Annotated in this window: 14 protein-coding genes and 6 tRNA genes; 9 read left to right on the top strand and 11 right to left on the bottom strand. The window is 67.2% G+C overall.

What is annotated here, in order from left to right; genetic code table 11:
• The first annotated feature begins 23 nt into the window (after window positions 1-23).
• The 9 genes from ACHAC9_RS07100 to ACHAC9_RS07060 all read left to right on the top strand — a co-directional run bounded on the left by ACHAC9_RS07100 (window position 24) and on the right by ACHAC9_RS07060 (window position 10,307).
• A complete protein-coding gene (locus tag ACHAC9_RS07100) occupies window positions 24-1,265 on the top strand; it encodes an exonuclease SbcCD subunit D C-terminal domain-containing protein (protein ID WP_435758544.1) in 1,242 nt (413 codons plus the stop codon).
• Window positions 1,262-5,023, top strand: coding sequence for an AAA family ATPase (locus tag ACHAC9_RS07095; protein WP_435758542.1), 3,762 nt, complete (start codon window positions 1,262-1,264; stop codon window positions 5,021-5,023). Before ACHAC9_RS07100 ends, ACHAC9_RS07095 begins: the two co-directional genes overlap by 4 nt.
• Before the next feature lie 90 nt (window positions 5,024-5,113).
• Window positions 5,114-5,323 carry a hypothetical protein gene (locus tag ACHAC9_RS07090; RefSeq protein ID WP_435758540.1) on the top strand — a complete coding sequence of 70 codons (210 nt, stop codon included), beginning with the start codon at window positions 5,114-5,116 and terminating at the stop codon, window positions 5,321-5,323.
• A gap of 1 nt (window position 5,324) precedes the next feature.
• Window positions 5,325-6,464 (top strand): methyltransferase, encoded by a 1,140-nt coding sequence (locus tag ACHAC9_RS07085; RefSeq protein ID WP_435758538.1) that lies wholly within the window; start codon window positions 5,325-5,327, stop codon window positions 6,462-6,464.
• A 53-nt stretch (window positions 6,465-6,517) separates the two neighbouring features.
• Window positions 6,518-6,594: transfer RNA gene (locus ACHAC9_RS07080), tRNA-Met, on the top strand.
• 68 nt (window positions 6,595-6,662) lie between these two features.
• Window positions 6,663-6,896 (top strand): hypothetical protein, encoded by a 234-nt coding sequence (locus tag ACHAC9_RS07075; protein ID WP_435758536.1) that lies wholly within the window; start codon window positions 6,663-6,665, stop codon window positions 6,894-6,896.
• Window positions 6,897-6,923: 27 nt separating this feature from the next.
• Window positions 6,924-8,330 (top strand): ATP-dependent RNA helicase DbpA, encoded by a 1,407-nt coding sequence (dbpA, locus tag ACHAC9_RS07070; protein WP_435758534.1) that lies wholly within the window; start codon window positions 6,924-6,926, stop codon window positions 8,328-8,330.
• A gap of 88 nt (window positions 8,331-8,418) precedes the next feature.
• Window positions 8,419-9,813 carry a hypothetical protein gene (locus tag ACHAC9_RS07065; RefSeq protein WP_435758532.1) on the top strand — a complete coding sequence of 465 codons (1,395 nt, stop codon included), beginning with the start codon at window positions 8,419-8,421 and terminating at the stop codon, window positions 9,811-9,813.
• Window positions 9,814-9,824: 11 nt separating this feature from the next.
• Entirely contained in the window at window positions 9,825-10,307 is a 483-nt protein-coding gene (locus ACHAC9_RS07060) for a TssQ family T6SS-associated lipoprotein (RefSeq protein ID WP_435758530.1), read from the top strand.
• 54 nt (window positions 10,308-10,361) lie between these two features.
• Here ACHAC9_RS07060 and ACHAC9_RS07055 read toward each other — a convergent pair whose 3' ends face one another.
• The 11 genes from ACHAC9_RS07055 to ACHAC9_RS07005 form a co-directional block, all read right to left on the bottom strand.
• Window positions 10,362-11,966 (bottom strand): amidase, encoded by a 1,605-nt coding sequence (locus tag ACHAC9_RS07055; protein WP_435758528.1) that lies wholly within the window; start codon window positions 11,964-11,966, stop codon window positions 10,362-10,364.
• A gap of 121 nt (window positions 11,967-12,087) precedes the next feature.
• Window positions 12,088-12,663, bottom strand: a complete 576-nt coding sequence (locus ACHAC9_RS07050) for an elongation factor P (RefSeq protein WP_435758526.1) — start codon at window positions 12,661-12,663, stop codon at window positions 12,088-12,090.
• Window positions 12,664-12,731: 68 nt separating this feature from the next.
• A complete protein-coding gene (gene earP, locus ACHAC9_RS07045; protein WP_435758524.1) occupies window positions 12,732-13,886 on the bottom strand; it encodes an elongation factor P maturation arginine rhamnosyltransferase EarP in 1,155 nt (384 codons plus the stop codon).
• Window positions 13,887-13,972: 86 nt separating this feature from the next.
• Window positions 13,973-14,048: transfer RNA gene (locus ACHAC9_RS07040), tRNA-Glu, on the bottom strand.
• A 41-nt stretch (window positions 14,049-14,089) separates the two neighbouring features.
• Window positions 14,090-14,165, bottom strand: a tRNA-Glu gene (locus tag ACHAC9_RS07035).
• A gap of 42 nt (window positions 14,166-14,207) precedes the next feature.
• Window positions 14,208-14,283: transfer RNA gene (locus ACHAC9_RS07030), tRNA-Ala, on the bottom strand.
• A gap of 88 nt (window positions 14,284-14,371) precedes the next feature.
• Window positions 14,372-14,447, bottom strand: a tRNA-Glu gene (locus ACHAC9_RS07025).
• A 31-nt stretch (window positions 14,448-14,478) separates the two neighbouring features.
• Window positions 14,479-14,554 (bottom strand) — tRNA-Ala (locus ACHAC9_RS07020).
• Window positions 14,555-14,618: 64 nt separating this feature from the next.
• Entirely contained in the window at window positions 14,619-16,022 is a 1,404-nt protein-coding gene (gene gltX, locus ACHAC9_RS07015) for a glutamate--tRNA ligase (protein WP_435758522.1), read from the bottom strand.
• A 30-nt stretch (window positions 16,023-16,052) separates the two neighbouring features.
• The gene (locus tag ACHAC9_RS07010; RefSeq protein WP_435758520.1) at window positions 16,053-19,646 is read right to left on the bottom strand and encodes an AMP-binding protein; all 3,594 of its coding nucleotides are present in this window, start codon (window positions 19,644-19,646) and stop codon (window positions 16,053-16,055) included.
• Window positions 19,639-21,021, bottom strand: a complete 1,383-nt coding sequence (locus tag ACHAC9_RS07005; protein ID WP_435758518.1) for an aminotransferase class I/II-fold pyridoxal phosphate-dependent enzyme — start codon at window positions 21,019-21,021, stop codon at window positions 19,639-19,641. Before ACHAC9_RS07005 ends, ACHAC9_RS07010 begins: the two co-directional genes overlap by 8 nt.
• Between the last annotated feature and the right edge of the window lie 27 nt (window positions 21,022-21,048).

Here is a 21,048-nt window from a genome sequence, read left to right as displayed (position 1 = left end):
CCACTCCCCTTTTCATATCCCGCATGCGGCTGTTGCACACTTCCGACTGGCACCTCGGCCAGACCCTGCACAATTACGACCGGACCTACGAACACCAGTGCTTCCTCGACTGGCTGCTCGATACGATCGTCAGTGAAGAGGCCGACGCGCTCCTGATCGCGGGGGACATTTTCGACAACGCGAATCCCTCGTCCGCCGCCCAGCGCCAGCTGTACCGTTTCCTGCAGCGGGCCAGGTCGCGCGCGCCGCAGCTGCAGATCGTCGTGATCGCCGGCAACCACGATTCCCCTGGCCGGCTGGAAGCACCGGGTCCGCTGCTCGAAGCCCATGGCACGGTCGTGATCGGGAACGTAGTGCGGGACCGCGACGGCGCCATCGACCTCGAACGGCTGATCGTGCCGCTGCACGACAAAACGGGGGAAGTCAAAGCCTGGTGCCTCGGGGTGCCCTTCCTGCGCCCGGGCGACGTGCCGAAGGCGGGGGTGGAAGGCGACGCCTACTTGAACGGCATTTTTCTACTCTACCAACAGGCGTTCGCACTGGCGCAGTCGCGCCGCGAAGATCACCAGGCGATCCTGGCGATGGGCCACTGCCACATGGTCGACGGCCAGTCCTCGATCGACTCCGAGCGCCGCATCGTGATCGGCGGCACCGAGGCCTTGCCGGCCTCGATGTTCGATCCGCAGATCGCTTATGCCGCGCTCGGCCACCTGCACCTGGCCCAGCGCGTCGGCAAGAAGGATCACCTGCGCTATTCCGGCAGCCCGCTGCCGCTGTCGTTCGCCGAAGTCGGCTACCAGCACCAGATCTTGAGAATCGACCTCGACGGCCCGGTGGCGAAGGAAGTCACGCCCCTGTTTGTCCCGCGTGCGGTCGAGCTGCTGCGCGTGCCTCCGAAGCCGGCGCCGCTGGCCGACGTGCTGGCCGCCCTGGAAAGCCTCGCGCTCGACCCCGACCTGCCGCCGCAATGCCGGCCTTACCTGGAAGTGCGGGTGCTGCTCGACGGGCCGGAACCGAGCCTGCGCGCCCAGGTGGAAAGCGCCATCGCCGGCAAGCCCGTGCGCCTGGCAAAGATCGAACCGACGCGCAAGACCGTCACGCGCGCCGATGGCGGGGACGCGCTCACGCTCGACCAGCTGGCCCAGCTGCAGCCGGACGATATCTTCCGGCGCCTGTGGCAGCAGCGCTTCGGCGAGGATGCGCCGAACGAGCAATTGTCGGCCTTTGCCGAACTGATGCTGCCCGGCGACGCGGAGCGCCCATGAAAATCTTGCGCATCGCGGGACGCAACCTGGCGTCCCTGGCGGGGGATTTTTGCGTCGATTTCGAGAGCGAGCCGCTGGCCTCGAGCGGCCTGTTCGCGATCTGCGGACCGACCGGCGCCGGCAAGAGCACCCTGCTCGACGCCCTCTGCCTGGCCTTGTACGGCAACACCCCGCGCCTGCAGGGACGCGGCAGCCGCGGCGCCCTGCCCGACGCCGGCGGCGAATCGGTGTCGACCCTTGACGCGCGTAACCTGCTGCGGCGCGGGTCGGCCGAAGGCCATGCCGAAGTCGATTTCGTCGGCAACGACGGCGTGCACTACCGCGCGCGCTGGAGCGTGCGGCGCTCGCGCAACAAGGTCAGCGGCCTGCTGCAGGCCTCGAACATGACGCTGCACCGGCTGCCGGAGATGGCCCCGCTGGGCGGCACCAAGACCGAAGCGCAGGCCGAGATCGCGGCGCGGATCGGCTTATCGTTCGAGCAGTTCACGCGCTCGGTACTGCTGGCCCAGAACGAATTCTCGGCCTTCCTGAAAACCGACGAGAACGAGCGCGGCGAGCTGCTCGAGACCCTGACCGGCAGTGCCGTCTATAGCGAGATCTCGAAGCGCGCCTATGAACGCTACAAGCAGGAGCAGGATGCGGTGCGGCGCCTGAGCTTGCGCCTGGCCGACCAGACCCCGCTCGCGCAGGAGGCACGCGCCGAACTCGATACCGAACGGGCAGCCGCGGACGTCGCGTTGCAGGCCGTGGACGTGCGGCGCGCGCTGCTGGAGGCACAGCTGCGCTGGCACCAGGAGCGCGAACGGCTGCGCGTGGGCGAAGCGCAGGCGGAGACCCTGCTGGCCGACGCGCGCTCAGGCCTTGAAGCTGCAAGCGAGCGGCGCCTGCGCCTGGCCACGCTCGACGAAGTGCAGGCCGCACGGCCCCTGATGGCGGAACTGGCGCGCCTGGATGCCGAACGCGCGCAACTGGAGGCGACGCTGGCGAACGGCCAAAGCGAACTGGCACGCGCCCAGGAGGCGGCGCGCGTGCTGCTGCAGGACCTGCAGGTCGCGACGCTTGCACTGGAAACGGCCGAAGCGGCGCAACTGGACGCGGCTGCGCAACTCGACGCGGCCAAAGCGCTGGATGCGACGATCGGCACGCTCGCCGGGGCGCACGCGCAGCTCGCCAGCCGGCGCGACGCAACCGCGCTCGAAGCGACGCGGTCACGCGCGCTGCTCGAGCAGGCAGGGGTGCACCTCGCGCAGACACGTGAGGCGGAAAAGCTCAGCGCAGACTGGCTGGCGGCGCATCGCCAGCACGAGGCCCTGGCCGCGCAATGGCCGCGCTGGGACAAGCTGTTCATCCAGGCCGCGCAAGCCGCAGCCGCCGAAGGCGACAACCTGGCGGCGCTGGCAAAGGTGGAACGTGCCCGGGTCAATGCGGCGGCCACCCTGGAAGCCGCGCTGGAGGCGGCCGAACGCGCCGCTGCGCGGATCGCCGAACTCGACACCGCGCGCCAGGCCGCCGCATCGGTGCTGGCCGCGTTCGACCTCGATGCCTTGCACGAGGAACGCCAGGCACTGGAGGCAAGGCGCGAAGCGCTGGCCGCCGCTGCGCGCGTCGCCAAGGGTTTGCAGGCCGCGCGGGAACATCTGGCGCGCATCGACGCCGAGACCGAACGCACGCGCGCCGCACGTCTTGCCTTTGATGCGCAACTGGCCGCCGCCGCTGCCGCTGCGTCGGGGCTCGCCAGCGCCGCTGCCCGGGCCGAACACGCGCTCACCGCCGCCGAACGGGCCGTCGCCGGGAATGTCGAAGACCTGCGCGGCACGCTCGTCGATGGCGAGCCCTGCCCCGTCTGCGGCAGCCAAGCCCACCCCTACGCGCACCAGGATGCGCGCCTGCATGCCGTCTTCGACCTGCTGCGCGGCCAGGTCGCCGAACGCCGCATCGAGGTGCAGAAAAATCTGTCGGAACAGGCCACACGGCGCGCACAGGCCGAGGCAGCCGGCGAACGCCTGGCGGCGCTGACGGACGAACGCGCGACGCTGCTCGAAGACGGCAAGGAACTCGATTCCACGTGGCGTGCGAATCCAGTTGCACCCGATGCGCCTCCAGAGGGCGAGCGCAAGCCATGGTTCGAGGCGCAGACAGGCGCCGTCCGTGAAGCCCTGCTGTCGAACGACACGCGCCAGCAAGCCGCGCGCCGCACCGCACAGGCGCGCGACGCCGCGCAAACGGCCTTCGAAGCCGGCACTGCCGAACACCTGCGCGTGCGCGACCTGGCCCAGAACGCGCGCAATTCGCTGGCCACGCTGGAGACCGAACACACCACATTCACCGGCCAGTTGGAGCGCGACCGCGCGGCGCTCGGCGCACTGTTGGCCGAACTCGATCCTCTGCTGGCCGGATTCGCCGGCGATGGGTGGCAGGACGCGTGGCGTCGCAACCCGGCGCAATGGCAGGCCGCGCGCGCGCTCGAGGCGAAAGCGTGGACGGCGCAGTCAAGCCAACTGGCCGAGCACCGCGCTGCGTTGGCAACGCTGGAAACAACGCAGCGCGAAACAGCCGTGCGCGCCGAGCACGCGCACGCTGCGGCTAGCGCGGCCCAGGAAGCGTTTGCGCAAAGCGAAGCTGCGCTGCGTGAACGCCGTCTTGCCCGCGCCGCCCTGTTCGAAGGCCGCGCCGTGGGCGAGATCGAGCAGGCCTTGCGCCGCGCCGTGACGCTCGCCCGCGAAACGCTCGCTGCGCGCCAGCTGGCCTTTGGCGAAGCGGCGCAGCGCGAAATCCGGGTACGCAGCACGCTGACGCAGTCGGCTGAACGCATCGGCGCGCTGCAGGACGACGCCAGGGACGCCGCGGCGCGCCTGGCCGACTGGATCGAGGACTACGCCGCCCATCACAGCGACCTGGAGCCGGTAGAGAATCAGGCGCATCTGGCAGGCTTGCTCGCCGTCGGCGCGTCCTGGCTGGCCCAGGAGCGCGCCGCGCTGGCAGAACTCGACGCTGCGCTGTCCAGGGCAGCAACGGTACTTGCCGAGCGCAAGACCCAACGCGACCTGCACGAACAAAGCGCACCGCCCGACGGGGCGATGCAGGACGGCGCGGCGGTGGCCGATGCGCTGGAGGCGGTGCTCGAAGAACGCAGCGCCGTGCACGAGCGGGCCACCAGTCTGCGCCTGCAGGCGGCGCAAGACGACGAGCGTCGCATCAAGGCGCAATCGATGCTCGCGGAGATCGAAAGGCAGCAGGCGATCGAGGCGCGCTGGGGACGCTTGTCGGAGCTGATCGGTTCGGCCGACGGCAAGAAATTCCGCAACTACGCCCAGCAGTTCACGCTCGACGTGCTGCTCGGCTACGCCAACAGCCACCTGAACCAGCTGGCGCGGCGCTACCGCCTGGAGCGCGTCGATAACGCCGGCGCGCCCTCGCTCGCCCTGATGGTGCGCGACCAGGACATGGGCGGCGAAATTCGCTCGGTCAACTCGCTCTCCGGCGGGGAATCCTTCCTGGTCTCGCTGGCGCTGGCCCTGGGGCTGGCTTCGCTCTCGTCGAACCGGGTGCGGGTCGAGTCGCTGTTCATCGACGAAGGTTTCGGCTCGCTCGACAGCGAGACGCTGGGCGTGGCGATGGATGCGCTCGACGCGCTGCAATCGATGGGACGCAAGGTTGGCGTGATCTCGCACGTGCAGGAGATGACGGAGCGGATCGCGGCGAAAATTCAGGTCCGCCCTGCGGGAGGGGGCAGCAGCGCGGTGAGCGTGGGAACGTAAGCGGCAGGTTCGGTTTTGGTGGGTGGACACGCCGATCCGCACACCCACCGTTGTACAATGATGCCCTTTGTATATCCACGCATATCCCACATGAAACCCGCCCGCACCCTCACCTTCAAATGCGCCAAGTGCGCCAAACCCGTCACGGTCTACCTGCAGAAAGTCTCGGCCTGCTCGCACATCCAACCTTACCAGGGCATCTGCGGTTGCGGCGAGATCAAGCGCCATGCGACCGGCAATCCGGACGCGGTGAAATCATTCGTCGAGTCAAGCGACGGCAACTGGCATCACCATCACTGATATGACGCGCATCGACTGGGTGGAAAACGGCGAGGCACGTTCGGCGCTGTGGCGCTCGGAGAGCGGATGGCCGGCGCCGAAAAAGGTCGTGATCGCCGACGACACGATGGCGGCCGATGCGGCCTACCGGCTGGCCCTGGACGGCACCGCCCTGCTCTGGCGCGGCGACTTCCAGAACGCGCGCCAGCTGGTGCAGGCACTCGCGCGCCGCATCGACCATAAAGGCGCGCGGGCGAAACGCCCGAAAGCGACCAAGACCCCGGCAACCATTACCGAGCGTTTTCACCGCCATCGCCTGGCCCAGCTGCAGCGCGCCCGCACGCTGGCGATGCTCCTGATCCCGTTCGACGCCGACTATACGATTCCACTGCGCCGCGCGCCCGACGTGCGGCAAGCCTGCAATGAAGCCTATGGCGCCGCGACCGAGCCGTTCGTGGTCTCGCTGCGCGAGCTGCTGGGCCTGATCGGTGCGCACGAGTGGCGCAGCAAGGGCGTGCCGATTCCAACGCTCGACGCGCGCATCCACCCCTGGTACGGCGTGTTTTCGCCGGTGCGCGGCGAGTACATCGAGCTGGTGGCGCAGGCGCCGCTGCCGGCGAAGACGGGCCTCGCCTTCGACATCGGCGCCGGTACCGGCGTGCTGTCGGCGGTGCTGGCGCGGCGCGGCCTGCGCCATGTGCTGGCGACCGACATGGATATGCGGGCGCTGGGCTGCGCGCGCGAGAACATCGAGCGCCTCGGACTGTCGTCCCAGGTCGAGATCATCGAGGCCGACCTGTTCCCCGACGGCCAGGCCGACCTGGTCGTCTGCAATCCGCCCTGGCTGCCGGGCAAACCGAGTTCGGCGATCGAACACGCGATCTACGATCCGGACAGCCGCATGCTGCGCGGTTTCCTGGGCGGCGTGAAAGCCCACCTGGCGCCGGGCGGCGAAGGCTGGCTGATCCTGTCGGACTTCGCCGAGCATCTGGGCCTGCGCACGCGCGAGCAGCTGCTTGGCTGGATCGCGGCTGCGGGGCTTGCAGTTGCCGGCCGCCACGACGTGCGTCCGACCCATCCGAAAGCGCTCGACGCCGACGATCCGCTGCACGCCGCGCGTGCGCAGGAAGTGACCTCGTTGTGGCGTTTGCGCGCCGCGTAAAACTTATTTGCGCCTGCATTTGCATCCTGCCGCGTGAAGCAGTACAATAGCGCTGCGGGGTGGAGCAGTCTGGCAGCTCGTCGGGCTCATAACCCGAAGGTCACAGGTTCAAATCCTGTCCCCGCAACCAAACACTTAGTTTTAAACGAGCCCGACTCTTGCAGCCGGGCTTTCGTTTTCTGGGCCCAGCGACGCCGGATGAGAGACAAGAAAGACAAGGCCACGATCGATCTGCCGGGTTTCGAACCCGCCGCACCGCTCGACACCGCGGCTGCCGAGTCCAGGCGCAGCACTTCCCGTCCCCGCCGCACAGGCATGAAGCAGGAACAGATTCCCCTGCTCGAAGAAACCGACAATTCCGGCCTGCCAGTCTGGCGCCGCGACGACAACCTTGATTTGACCGGCTTGCCGGTCTGGGCGCCGGCCTCCTAGTAGCCGGCCTTTCCGGCTGGAGGCCACATGCTTACCCCTTTTTCCGCGCTGCCGCTGGCACCGCAATTTCTCGACAACCTCGGCACGCTCGGCTACCACGAGATGACGCCGATCCAGGCCGCAAGCCTGCCGTCCGTCCTCGAGGGCCGCGACCTGATCGCGCAAGCGAAAACCGGCAGCGGCAAGACCGCCGCCTTCGGAATCGGCCTGCTGCACAAACTCAATCCGGCCTGGTTCGCGATCCAGGGCCTGGTGATGTGCCCGACCCGCGAACTGGCCGACCAGGTCGCCGGCGAATTGCGGCGCCTGGCGCGCGGCGTGGGCAACGTCAAAATCCTGACGCTGACCGGCGGCGTGGCCATGCGCCCGCAAATCGCCTCGCTCGAACACGGCGCCCACATCGTCGTCGGTACCCCGGGCCGCATCCGCGACCACCTTGGCCGCGCGACGATCGACCTGTCGAAAGTGCAGACCCTGGTGCTCGACGAAGCGGACCGCATGACCGACATGGGTTTTTATGACGAGATCGCCGGCATTGTCAGTGCCTGCCCGCAGCGGCGCCAGACCATGCTGTTCTCGGCCACCTATCCGGACGATATCCGCCACGCGACCGCAGGCTTCCTGAATGACCCGATCGAGATCGCGGTCGAGAGTCAGCACGACGATTCCAAGATCGAGCAGCGCTTCTACGAAGTCGGTTTCGATAACCGCGACGACGCCGTGGCGCGCCTGCTGCGCCACTACAAGCCGGTCTCGGCCCTGGCCTTCTGCAATACCAAGGCCCACTGCCGCGAACTGGCCGACTCGCTGCGCGACCAGGGCTTTTCGGCGCTGGCCCTGTATGGCGAACTCGAGCAGCGCGAGCGCGACGAGATCCTGATCCTGTTCGCCAACCGCAGCTGCTCGATCCTGGTGGCCACCGACGTCGCCGCTCGCGGCCTCGACATCGCCAACCTGGAAGCGGTGATCAATGTCGACGTCTCGAAGGATGCCGAAGTCCACGTCCACCGCATCGGCCGTACCGGCCGCGGCGATGAAACGGGCCTGGCGCTGTCGCTGTGCGCGCCGAACGAAAAGAAATGGGTGAAGGCGATCGAAGAATACCAGGACACGCAGGCCTCCTGGTACAAGCTCGACGACCTGGGCGACTCGGTGCTCCCGGCCGAGCCGGCGCCAATGGTCACCCTGATCGTCGCCGGCGGCAAGAAGGACAAGCTGCGTCCGGGCGACGTGCTGGGCGCGCTGACGGGCGATGCCGGCCTGGTCAAGGAACAGGTCGGCAAGATCAACGTCACCGAATTCCAGACCTATGTGGCCCTGGCGCGCGATGTGGCCGATGCCGCTTACCGAAAGCTGAACGCAGGCAACAAGCTCGGGCCGGACTTCGGCAACTTCAAGGGACGCAGCTTCAAGATGCGCTTTCTCGACGTCTAACCCGGTTTTAGCTGCGCACGGTTGATTCAGCAACGACATCTTTGCTGTAAATCTGGCATAGTTTTGCTGAAAATAAACGCTTAGCAAAATGACCAGCCCACATACAACGATCTATACCCCGTTCGCGGACGGGCGCCCGGTGCGCGACATTGTCGAGCACACCCCTGCGCTGGTGAACGAGACCTGGTGCCGCACGCTGCTGCGCCACACCCTCGACTCGCTGGAACAGCAATACGCGACCGGAGCGCCGCAGCGTTCCATCACGCCCGACACCCTGGTGATGCTGGCGAACGGCGAAGCCTTGTTGATGCCCTTGGCCGAGAACACGCCTGCCACGGCGCCCGACATCCCCGCCGACCTGCATGCGCTGGCACTGGTCGTGCATTACGCGATCACCGCTGAACTACAGCCGGACGGGCCGCTCGGTCCGCGCCTGTACGAAAATTACAGCGAGCAATTGACCAAGGGGCTGGACAGCTGCCTGGGGCCGAACCGCAGGTTGCGCCCACAGACAGTCGACGGCATGCGCGCCCTGCTGGGGATCGAAGCCTCGGCCACGGTGCTGGTGCCGGACGAGAACCCGGAGCCGTCCCTGCTGGCCCCCGCGGCCCCCGCTCCTTCTGTCCCGGAAGCGGCGGTAACGCAGCTTGATATTGTCGATCCGGTCGTCGCTGCGCCTGAACCAGCCAGCCTGCGCGAACGCACCGAATCGGGAATGCTGCGCAAACCTGCCAGTCCGGACAGTGCGGCCACCGACACCCTGCGTGCGCCGCGCGCCAGCGAACGCATCGCGCCCACCGCCTCGGCCGTGCACGACAGCGCCGATCCCGTCCAGGCTGCGCCACGAAAACCTTCCGCCACCATACCGCCAGGGGCGCCGCGCGGCGCGGCCCCACAGCCACCGGCAGCCAAGGGCCGCAACAGCCGGGTGCAGCGCTGGGGCATGATGGCGGGCGCTGCCATCGTGGTACTGGCCGCCGGCAGCGCGCTTGTTTCTTACATGCAGCAAAACGATGCGCGCAACCTGGTGCCGCTGACCCAGCCCGCAGGCGAGCCCGGCGCGGGCGGCCTCGATACGGGCGAAACCGTCGTGGCCCCGCCGGCCGACGCCATCGCCACCGATCAGCCGACAAGTGCGCTGCCGGCGGACAGTCCGCTCGACGCCACCACGGGCGCGGCGCCGGAGACCGGGCCGGGCGTCGCCGGCGTCGCACCGCAAGCGGCGACGCAGCCGGCGGGCAGCACGAACGCGGCCGTCGTCAACGGCACCACCTATAAACTCCTGATCAAGCCCTGGGGCACCCTGTACGTGAACGGCATCGACCATGGCGTCAGCCCGCCGGTCAAGCGCCTCACGCTCGGTCCCGGCCGGCACACGATCGTCATTGTCAATCCGAATTTTGCCGAGCACACCATGATCGTCGATGCCGGCGTCAGGGAAACGGCGATCATCGAACACGATTTTCAAGCCCAGTCTCAATAAGGAGGCTCCCCATGACCAACATTTTTCCTCCGCGATTGCTCGCCTCCCTGCTGGCGGCCGGCCTGCTCGCCGGTTGCGCCGAACTGGCGCCGCTGTTCGAGCGCACGCCGGAACGCACCCACGTACGTACCTTGCCGCGCTCTACTGCCCAGGACGACGACCGGCAGGCTGCGCGCAATGACGCGCGGGGCGAGTCACAGTCCGCACGCGAGCAGGCCGCGCTGCGCGAAGGCATTCGCTTGTACAACGAAGGGGATTTTAATGCGGCGATCAAACGGCTGAGTTCGAACGATATCCGCGCCAATTCGCCGGTACGCATACGGGTGTCGGCGCTGAAATACCAGGCCTTCAGCTATTGCGTGACCTCGCGCCCGAAACAGTGCGAGCAGGCATTCGAGAAAGCCCTGAAGATCGATCCGGACTTCACGCTCGAGTCGGGGGAGCAGGGACATCCGCTGTGGGGCCCGGCCTTCGAACGCGCCAGGCGCGGCTGATCGCCCTGGGGAAGCACGCGGCACCAACATATGTTGGTGCCGCCAAACAATTGTTTAAGCCTTGATGTTGACCGAACCCGGGAAGGCCGGCGCCCGGCGCCGCTTGCTTGCCTGCTCGTAAGCATAGGCCATGCCGATCAGGGTCGCCTCGCCGTAGGCGCCGCCCACGAAGGAGATCCCTACCGGCAGCCCGCGTGCAAAGCCGGCCGGCACCGTGATGTGCGGATAGCCGGCCACCGCCGCCGGCGACGAGAAGCTCATGCCGTAGTGGTCGCCGTTGATGTAGTCGGTCAGCCAGGCCAGGCCACCGGTGGGCGCCACCAGCGCGTCGAGTTTCTCTTCGCGCATGATCTTGTCGATGCCCTCTTCGCGCGAATAACGATGGTTGTTCGCCAGCGCTTCGCGGTACGCCTTCGCCTCGAGTCCTTCCTTCTTTTCCGAGGCGATCAGGTGTTCCTGGCCGAAATACGGCATTTCACGGGCCGCATTCTTTTCGTTGAATGCAATCACGTCGGCCATGTTCTTGATCGGCGCATGCGGGGCGTAACCGGCCAGATAAGCAGCCAGGTCGGGCTTGAATTCGTGGAGCAGGACTTCGACTTCGGATTCGTTGTACTTGTCCGTATTCGGCACCTTGACGTCGACCAGGATCGCGCCCTGCTCGCGCAGGACAGCCAGTTCCTGCTCGACGATCGCGTCGATCGCCGTGCTGCCGCCGAAGAAATTGCGCGCCACGCCGATGCGCTTGCCGCGCAAGCCGTCAAGGCGCAGGGCCGCCGCGTAATCCGCCACCTTGCCCTGACTCTCTTTCGTCACTGCATCGTCGCTGTCGACGCCGGTCATCGCGGCCAGCATCAGCGCGGCGTCGGCCACGCTGCGCGTCATCGGGCCGGCCGTGTCCTGCGAGTGGGCAATCGGGATGATGCCGCTGCGGCTGACCAGTCCCAACGTCGGTTTCAGGCCGACGATGCCGCAGCTCGAGCTTGGGGAAACGATCGAGCCGTCGGTTTCGGTGCCGACCGCCAAAGTGGCCAGGCTGGCGGCAATCGCCGCGCCGGACCCGGAGCTTGAGCCGCTGGTGTTGCGGTCGAGCGCATGCGGATTCCTGGTCTGGCCGCCGCGCCCGCTCCAGCCACTGACCGAATGGGTCGAGCGCATGTTCGCCCATTCGGACAAATTCGTCTTGCCGATGATGACGGCGCCGGCCTCGCGCAGGCGCTCCACGATGAAGGCATCGCGCGTGGCGCGCACGCCATCGAGGGCCAGCGAGCCGGCGCTCGTGCTCATCTTGTCGCCGGTAGCGATATTGTCCTTCAGCAGGACCGGGATCCCGTGCAGCGGGCCGCGCAGTTTGCCGGCGCTGCGCTCACGGTCGCGCTCGCGGGCGATCGCCAGGGCGTCCGGATTGAGTTCGATTACCGAATTGAGTTTCGGTCCGGCCTTGTCGAATGCTGCAATGCGCGCCAGGTAGCGCGTCACCAGCTTGTGCGAACTCGTCTTGCCGGCCGCCATGGCGGCGTCCTGCTCGCGCACGCCGGCCTCCAGCAAGTTATCGAGGGCTGCCGCTTTTGGCGCGGCAGTCGCCGCTGCGCTCGCGCTGCTTGCACCCACCGCGGCGCCGGCCGCCACACCGATTCGTACGAAATCCCTGCGATCCATGCTGTCTCCACATATATTTGTAGTAAAGCAATAGCATAGCAGCACCACTTGCAGCTGAAGCGCAGGGACGAAAAAAAACGCTGCCGATGAAGGCAGCGTTTTTCTTTGACGAGCTGGTCGATCAGTTACGGACGACGCGCTTGTATTCGTTGGTGCGGGTGTCGATCTCGATGGTGTCATCCTGGCTCACGAACAGCGGCACCATGACGATGTGCTGATGGGCTTCGATGGCGTTCTCGATCTTGGCTTCCTTCAGGACGTTGCCCGAAGTGTTGCCCTTGACCGCAGGCTCCGAGTAGACGATCTGGCGTGCGATCGTGGTCGGCAGTTCGACCGAGATGGCCTTGCCGTCATAGAACACGGCTTCGCATTCCATACCGTCTTTCAGGTAATGCAGCGCGTCGCCCAGGTTCTCTTCTTCGATTTCGAACTGTTCGTAATCGGCGTCCATGAAGACGTACAGCGGATCGGCGAAGTACGAGTAAGTCACTGGCTTCTTGTCGAGCACGACGACGTCGAACTTGTCATCGCCACGGAACACGTTTTCCAGTGGAGCATTGGTCAGAAGATTTTTCATCTTCCACTTGTAGGTGAAGCCCGTGCGGCTCGAACCGTTGATGTCGGAACGCAGCACGATAAAAGGCTTCTCATCAACCATGATGATGTTGCCGACACGGATCTCTTTTGCGGGTTTCATAGGCGTCTGAGTAATCAAAAAAAGGGGTTGCAGTAACCGGGCATGATATCACGTAACGAAGGCCGTGCCTACTTGAGTAAAGCGGCAAAGGCGAGCAGGTTCGATGCCAGGTCCCCGTTGCCCGACATCTCGGCCTGCCATGCGTCCGAGCGGGCGTCGATGCGGGCCTGTTCCGACTGCAGCGCCGACCACAGTGCGGGCCAGTCGGCCTCTCCCTTTGTTGCGCCATTCCACTGCAGCATGAGCGCCTGAAGGCTGCCGATGTCCGGCGCATACCGGGCCAGGAAAGCGCGCAATTTCTTGTGGTGCAGGTTTTCGTCTTGGGGATAGATATGCCAGACGAAGGGCTTGCCTGCCCACTGGGCGCGTACCCAGGAATCCTCGCCGCGCACGAAGTTCAGGTCGCAGGCCCACAGCAGGCGGTCGTAGTCGGGCTGGGGCACGAAGGGAAGCACGCGCACGGTCAAAGCACCCCGGGTGGCGACGGCGCCGGCATGGGCTGTTGTTCCGATGAAGGCGTCGACCGCGCCCGTGGCAACCCCTTCCGGCACCAGACAGGTCAGCTTCTCGTTGCCGCCCTGCCAGGCTGCGAACAGCGCGGCGACCGGGGCCTCCGGATAGCAGAACAGCGAGACTTTACAGGCATCGATCTCGGCGTCCGGCAGGCCGAGATTGTGCAGGAAGGTACGCGCGTGTTGCGGCTGCGCGAGGAAGGCCAGCCGCTGCTGCTCGAGCCCGGCTTCGCGCAGCAAGCCGCCCGTCCGGCTGGTAAAACCGGGGAAGAAGAAATGCTTGGTCAACTTCAGGCGCGGATGCATCGATGGCAGCTTGTGGCAACCCTCGACCCATTCTTCGGCCGTCAAGCCTTCCAGGTTCAGCCAGACCGGACGCGGCGTGCATGTCGCCATCGCTTCTATATAGCGCGGCGGAATGTCGCAGGCGAAAAATTCGATGACGATGTCGGCGACCTCGGCAGGCAGATAGTCGTCGTCCTGGCCACGCCAATGGCGTACCGTCACGCCCGCCACCGTTTGCGTCGCCGCGGTCGCGTCCACTTCGGGACAGATACGGCGGAAGCTGGCCAGGTCGTCGACCCACAGGGTGACGACCACGCCGTGCTCGCTGTACAACTGACGCGCGAGGCGCCAGCAGATGCCGATGTCGCCGTAGTTGTCGACGACCTTGCAGAAAATTGCCAGCGATGGAGGTGATTGAGGAGCCATGGCGATCATCGACGGAAGAAAAACGGGGAGAAAAAACAAAAAGCCGCTTCGAGGCGGCTTTTTGATCTTACTTTTTACTGCTTGACTGGCGTCCCCACGGGGATTCGAACCCCGGTACTCACCGTGAAAGGGTGATGTCCTAGGCCTCTAGACGATGGGGACCTAAAACTGTTTGCACTACTTTACCGCTACTGCCAAATTCTTGGCGTCCCCACGGGGATTCGAACCCCGGTACTCACCGTGAAAGGGTGATGTCCTAGGCCTCTAGACGATGGGGACCCTGGAACTACCGTTACTACTGGACTGCGTATTTGTTCTTCGTGGTGGAGGTAAGCGGGATCGAACCGCTGACCTCTTGCATGCCATGCAAGCGCTCTCCCAGCTGAGCTATACCCCCCACGGGGAAACAACATCATACCATACTGCTCTTGCTTCTACTACCGCTGCCGCTGGCGCAGCGCCTTGGCAAACCTCTGCCAAAACCTTGGCGTCCCCACGGGGATTCGAACCCCGGTACTCACCGTGAAAGGGTGATGTCCTAGGCCTCTAGACGATGGGGACCCTGGAATTACCGTTACTACACTTCAATCAATGGTGGAGGTAAGCGGGATCGAACCGCTGACCTCTTGCATGCCATGCAAGCGCTCTCCCAGCTGAGCTATACCCCCGTACTGCTGAAGTGCGAGCATTATAGCGGGGGTTCTTGCATTACGCAAATACCGTTTTGACGGATCACAAACCTTTTGCGACGCGTGTGAGAACAGTCTCACGTCCGAACAGTTCCAGCACGGCGTCGATCGCCGGTGTTTGCAACTGGCCGGTGACCAGCAGACGCAGCGGCATGGCGATCTGCGGCATCTTCAGGCTGTGCGCTGCGAGCACGTCCTTGAGCATGGCGGCAAGCGCCGCCTTGTTCCACTCGACCGTCTGGCAGCGCTCGGCAAAGCTTGCCAAGGCCGGGCGCACCGCGTCGGTCAGGTGCTGGGTCAGCAAGGCCGCATCCGGCTGCGGCTGGCGGAAAAACAGCATCGCCGCGTCAGCCAGCTCGCCCGTCGTGTTGGCACGGTCCTTCACCAGCGCGAGCACGGCAGGCAAGGCGGGGCTGCCGTCGAATTGCGCGCCCTTGCTTTCCATCTTCGGGCGAACAAGCCCGGCGAGGCGCTCGTTGTCGGCTGCCTTGATGTAATGGTTGTTCAGCCACGCCAGCTTTTCCGGATTGAACTGGGCCGCCGAGGCGGTCAGGTGCTCAAGGTTGAACCACTCGGTAAACTGCTCCATCGAGAAGATCTCGTCGTCGCCATGGCTCCAGCCCAGGCGCGCCAGGTAGTTCAGCATCGCTTCGGGCAGATAGCCCTGCTCCGGGTATTCCATGACGCTGACCGCGCCGTGGCGCTTGGACAGTTTCTGCCCGTCGGCGCCCAGGATCATCGGCAGGTGGCCGTACTGCGGCAGCTCGGCGCCGAGCGCGCGCAGGATGTTGATCTGGCGTGGCGTGTTGTTGACGTGGTCGTCGCCGCGCAGCACATGGGTGATTTGCATGTCCCAGTCGTCGACCGAGACGCAGAAGTTGTAGGTGGGGGTGCCGTCCGGACGCGCGATGATCAGGTCGTCGAGCTCCTTGTTGGCGATCGTGATCGGGCCCTTGACCACGTCGTTCCAGGTCACTTCGCCGTCCAGCGGATTCTTGAAGCGCACCACCGGGGTTACCCCTGCCGGCACGTCAGGAAGGGCCTTGCCCGGCTCCGGGCGCCAGGTACCGTCGTAGCGCGGCTTCTCGCCGCTGGCCCGCATGCGTTCGCGCATCGCTTCGACTTCGGCGGGCGAGCAATAGCACAGGTAAGCGGTGCCGGCTTCGAGCATGCCCTTGACGACTTCACGGTAGCGGTCCATGCGCTGCATCTGATAGAACGGACCTTCGTCGTGCGAAAGACCGAGCCACTGCATGCCGTCCAGGATCGCCTGCACCGCTTCCGGCGTCGAACGCTCGAGGTCGGTGTCCTCGATGCGCAGGATGAAGGTACCGCCGAAATGGCGGGCATAGGCCCAGGAATACAGCGCGGTGCGCGCGCCGCCGAGGTGGAGGTAGCCGGTCGGGCTGGGGGCGAAACGGGTACGAACGGGGGTGCGGACGGTCATGGCGAAAAGCGTAATGGGAAAGCGGCCATTCTACCCCGATGCGCTCACCGCCGGCAGCGCCGTCGCCTCGGCGCCCTCTTCCACTCCTGCGCGCTGCTCGTCACGCTGCTCATCGATATAGGCCGCCAGCAAGCGCACTGTCGGGTAATCGTAGAGCAGCTCGGCGCTGACCGGCACGCTACTAGCCTGCTCGATCTCGAGCGCCAGCGGCACCGAGGCCAGCGAATCGATGCCGAGGTCGCTGAACGGCGTGTCGACGCTCCAGGCGTTGCCGCCCGCCGTCCGCGGCCCAGCGTCACCAGGCCCGCCTTCGCGCAGCCAGCGCTCGAGGCAGGCCTGCACCAGCTCCAGGCTCGACGGCGCTGGCGGCGCTGGCGATTGCACGAGCGCCAGCGCCGGCGCTGCCTGGCGCAACAGGGAATCAAGCCCGCTCGCCTCGCCGGCGGCGCTCTGTTCGATGTCGCCGATCGCCAGTGCATGGTGCGCCGCGCGGGCCAGCAAGGCGCCCGCGGGCGGGCAAGCGGCGGCGGCGGCGCTTTCGGCGTCCACTTCCCGGCGCAGCGCGTCCAGCTTGCGCATGGCCCAGGCAGCCGATTCGCCGCGCGCGGCTGCCGCCAGCAGCGTCCAGGCGGCAAATTCGCCGTTGCGCCCATCCTGCCAGGCACCAGGGCCCTGCGCCGGCAGGTCTGCCAGCACTGCCAGATATTGTTGTCCGCCAAAGCGCTCGACCGCCTGCGCGATCGGGTTGCCGGGTTGGCGCACCAGCGCGCCCAGGTGGGCATACAAGACTTCGCTCGGCCCCTCGAGGATGCGCAGCACGCGTGCGTCGCGCAGCAGTTGCGGCGCGAGGTTGGTCTCCAGGTAGCCGCGTCCGCCCAGCATCTGCATCAGGCGGTCGGCAGCCTCCCACAACAGTTCCGACAGCACGCATTTGCAGGCGCTGCAGGCGTCCAGCGCCCCGAGGGTGTTGTCGTCCATGCCGGCGGCCAGGCGGTCGACCAGGGCTTCGGCCGCGACGATGGCGCAATCGAGTTCGTGCAGGCGCAGCAGGGTGAGCGGATTATCGACCAGGCGCCCGCTGGCGATGTCGCGGCGCGCGCAATAGCGCGCCATCAGCTGGGCGCAGCGCTTCATCGCACCCACGCACAGTGCGCCGACGCCCAGGCGCGCAAAGCCCATCGCGTCCTGGGCCACGTCCAAGCCGGCGCCGGGCGCGCCCAGCACCTGGGCGTCGGGCACGAACACGGCATCAAACACCAGGGCGCTTTGCGGCATGGCGCGCATGCCCATGGTCAACGCTTCCGGTCCCAGGTGCAGGCCCGGCGCGTCGCCCGGGACCAGCAGCGCCAGCGTGCCAAGTGCCCGTCCCGCACCATCGAAGGCGCGCGCAAATACCGTCATGACGCCGGCCCAGGCCGCGAGTCCGATCAGGTATTTTTCGCCACACAGGCGCCAGCCGCCGTCGACGCGGTCGGCGCGGGTGCCGATCGCACGCGGATTCGATCCGGCCTGCGGCTCGCTCAATGCAAAGGCGGCCAGCTGGCGGCCGGCGGCCAGTTGGGGCAGCCACTGCGCGCGCAGCAGTTCAGGCGCGAAGCGCAGCAAGGGCCGCAAGCCCAAGCCATTGTGCACGCCCACAATGGTGGCCAGCGTCAGGTCGATCGCGGCCAGCTGCGCCATCACGCGCACCAGGTCGCTCGTTGCCAGGGCCAGGCCGCCGCTGCTCAGCGGCGCCTGCAGTCCGAGCAGGCCGCGTGCGCCGAAATCGAGCAGCACATGGGGCGCCAGCGAACGGCGTTCGTCCGCCAGGCGCGAATCGAGCCGGCGTACCGCATAGCCTCGCAGCCAGGCAATGACGGCGTCGGCGCGCGCGGCACTGCCCTCCCCACGCGGTGAGCGCACCGCGAGCAGCGGCAAGCTGCCGTTTTGCAGGGACGCCTTGCAGCGCGCGCGCTGGACCTTGCCGCTGGTTGTGCGCGGAAAGACGCCATGTGCGACAAATGCCAGCGTATGCAGCGGCACGCCGGTCCCGAGCGCCACGCCCGCACGGATGCGGCGCGCCACCGCATCGACATCGCCACCGCGTGCCAGCGCGCGCGGCGCTTCGACCACCAGGGCCAGGCACTCGCTGCCCTCCCCGTCGAGCGCAAAGGCCGCGCAGCTGTTTGGCGCCAGCTCGGGACAGGCGTCCTCGGCCAGCGCTTCCACATCCCGCGCGTGGATTTTGCGTCCGTTGATGACGATGACATCCTTGCGGCGACCGCTGATATAGACTTCGCCGTCCTTCACGAACCCGAGGTCGCCGCTGCGCAGCCAGCGCGCGCCGGCCTTTGACGCCGGCGCGCCGGCGACGCGCAGGCCGAACAGCTGGGCGCTGTCCTGCGCACGGCCGTGGTAGCCGCGGGCGACACCCGGCCCGGCGATCCAGAGTTCGCCGATCGCGCCCTCGCCAGCCGGCACGCAACGCGCCGGGTCGATCACGGCTACCTCGACGCCTGGCGCTTGCGGTCCGCAGCTGACCAGCGCGCGGCTGCCCGCCCCTTCCGTGCGTGCCTCGCACACTTCGCCACGCTCGAGCGCGGCGGCATCCGCCTTGAAGATCCGCGGCACGCGGCCATGCGGCCCGCCGGCCACCAGCAAAGTCGCCTCGGCCATCCCGTAGCACGGGAACACTGCTTCAGCGCGCAGGCCGCAGGGGCCGAAGGCGTCGATGAAACGCGCCAGGGTCGCCGCACGCACCGGTTCGGCCCCGTTGTAGAGCACCTCCAGGCTGGACAGGTCGAGTCCTGCCTTCTGCGCACTGCCGACGCGCCGCAGGCAAAGGTCCCAGGCGAAGTTCGGCCCGCCGCTGCAGGTGGCGCGGTAGCGCGTGACCGCCTCCAGCCAGGCGCTTGGCCGGCGCAGGAAGGCGCCGGGAGCCATCAGGACCGAGCGAAATCCCAGCACCAGCGGCGCGGCGATGCTGCCGATCAGGCCCATGTCGTGAAACGGCGGCAGCCAGCTGACCATCACCGTATCCGGACTGAAGCCGAAGGCGCTGCCGATGGCAGCGACGTTGGCGCCGATATTCGCGTGCGTGACCTCGACGCCCTTTGGCTGGCCGGTCGAGCCGGACGTATATTGAAGAAAAGCGACGCTGTCTCCTGCCTGCGCCGGCAGGTCGGCCGCCGGCACGGCGGGCGCGCCTGGAGTGCCCCGCAGCAGCGGCACCGTGGAATCGACACGCGCCAGCGCCGCTTCGGTGGCGGCCAGCGCCTCGGACCCGCACAGGACCAACGCCGGCGCGGCGTCACCGAGCAGCGTCTCCAGGCGGGCGCCATCGCGCACACGGTTCGCCGGCGCGGCGGGCACTGCAACCACGCCGGCCGCCAGGCAGGCGAAAAAGGCCACGATGAAGTCGATCCCCGCCGGATACAGCAGCAAGGCGCGTGCGCCAGGATTGACTTGCGCCAGCATGTGCGCAGCCAGCGCATCGACGCGTGCCGCCAGCTCGGCATAGCAGATGGCGTGTTCGCTGCCGTTTTCGCGCAGGAAGATGTAGGCAATGCGTCCCGGCGTGCGCAGCGCCCGCTCGCGCAGGCGCTGCGACAGAAGAAGGCTGGCCTGTTCGGATGCTTCAGCCACGGGCACGCTCCCGCGGCCAGGGCTCGCGCGCCGGTTCCACGCCAAGCGCGGCGCCGGCGCCGCTCACGGCCTTACCGATCATGCGGGCGCCCTGGCGCAGCTGGGCCGGCCGGTGCCCCGCCATCACCTGCAGGCGCAGGCGCGCCGCCCCGAGCGGCACGCCCGGATACTCGACGGCGTTGACGAACACGCGCTCGCGCGCCAGCGCGCGCCCGGCCAGGCGCGCTACCTGTTCGCTGCCGATCCAGAGCGGCACGATCGCCGAGGGCACGCCCAGGCAGCGCATGCCGGTTTCGGCCAGGCTGGCGCGCAGCGCCACGGCATTGCGCAGCAGCGCTTCGCGCAGCGCATCGCCTTCCCTGCCGGCGACGATGCGCAAGGATTCGAGCACGCAGGCCGCCTGCACCGGCGAGAGCGCATTCGAGAACAGGTGTGGCCCGGCAAACAGCTGCAGCTGGCGCTTGACCGCGTGCGAAGCGCAGGCGACGAAACCGCCGTTCGATGCGAAGGTCTTGGAAAACGTGCCCATCACGAGGTCGACCTTGCCGAGCATCGACTGCTGGCCCAGGCTGCCGCTGCCGCCCGGACCCAGCGCGCCCAGGTCGTGCGCCACGTCGACCAGCAAGGTGGCGTTGTACTCGCGGCACAGGTGCTGCATCAGGGGCAGGTCGGGCACGTCGGCATCCATGCTGAACAGGCCTTCGGTGACGACCAGGATGCCGTTCTCGGTGTCGCGCGCGCGGATCGATGCCAGCAGCTCGCGCACGTGGCCGGTGTCGAGGTGCCGGTGCAGCGCCACGTTGCGCGTGGCCGCATTCGCGCCCTGGCGCAGCGAGGCGTGCGCGAGCTGATCGACCAGCACATAGTCGCGCGCATTCACCAGCGCCGTGATAACGCCGAAGGCGGCGCCCCAGCCGGTCGGAAACAGGGTCACGTATTCGACCTGGAGCAGCCTTGAGAGCGCCGCCTCCAGCGCCAGCGACAGGCGGCTGTTCCCGAGCAGGACCGCCGAGCCGGCGCTGTGCGGGCCAGCCTCGTTCAAGGCCGCCTGGGCCGCCTCCCGCACCGTAGGGTGCGAGGCAAGCGACAAATAATCCTGGGACGCGAAATTGATGCCGCGGGTCGCCGTGCTGAGCGCCGCGCCCTCTTCGTGCAGACGCGATTCCGGGCCCGGCGCGCCGTCGAGCGCGCGTGCGTACTGCCAGACGCCGTGCGCAGCGCGCAGGCGGCACCAGGCGTCGAGCGCCTCGGTGCGCCGCATCAGGTTGGCGCCGCGCGGCTGCGCGAACTGGGCAACGCTGCCGCGCAGTGCGCCGCAAGATTCCAGTTCGGCGATATCGGCGGCCCGCTCGACGGCGATCGTTTCCTCGTGCACGGTGTACTCCTCGCTAAGGGGTAAGGA

This window comes from Massilia sp. CMS3.1 (genome assembly GCF_051262535.1).
GTDB lineage: Bacteria > Pseudomonadota > Gammaproteobacteria > Burkholderiales > Burkholderiaceae_D > Telluria.
This window is presented reverse-complemented; position numbering and strand designations above follow the sequence as displayed.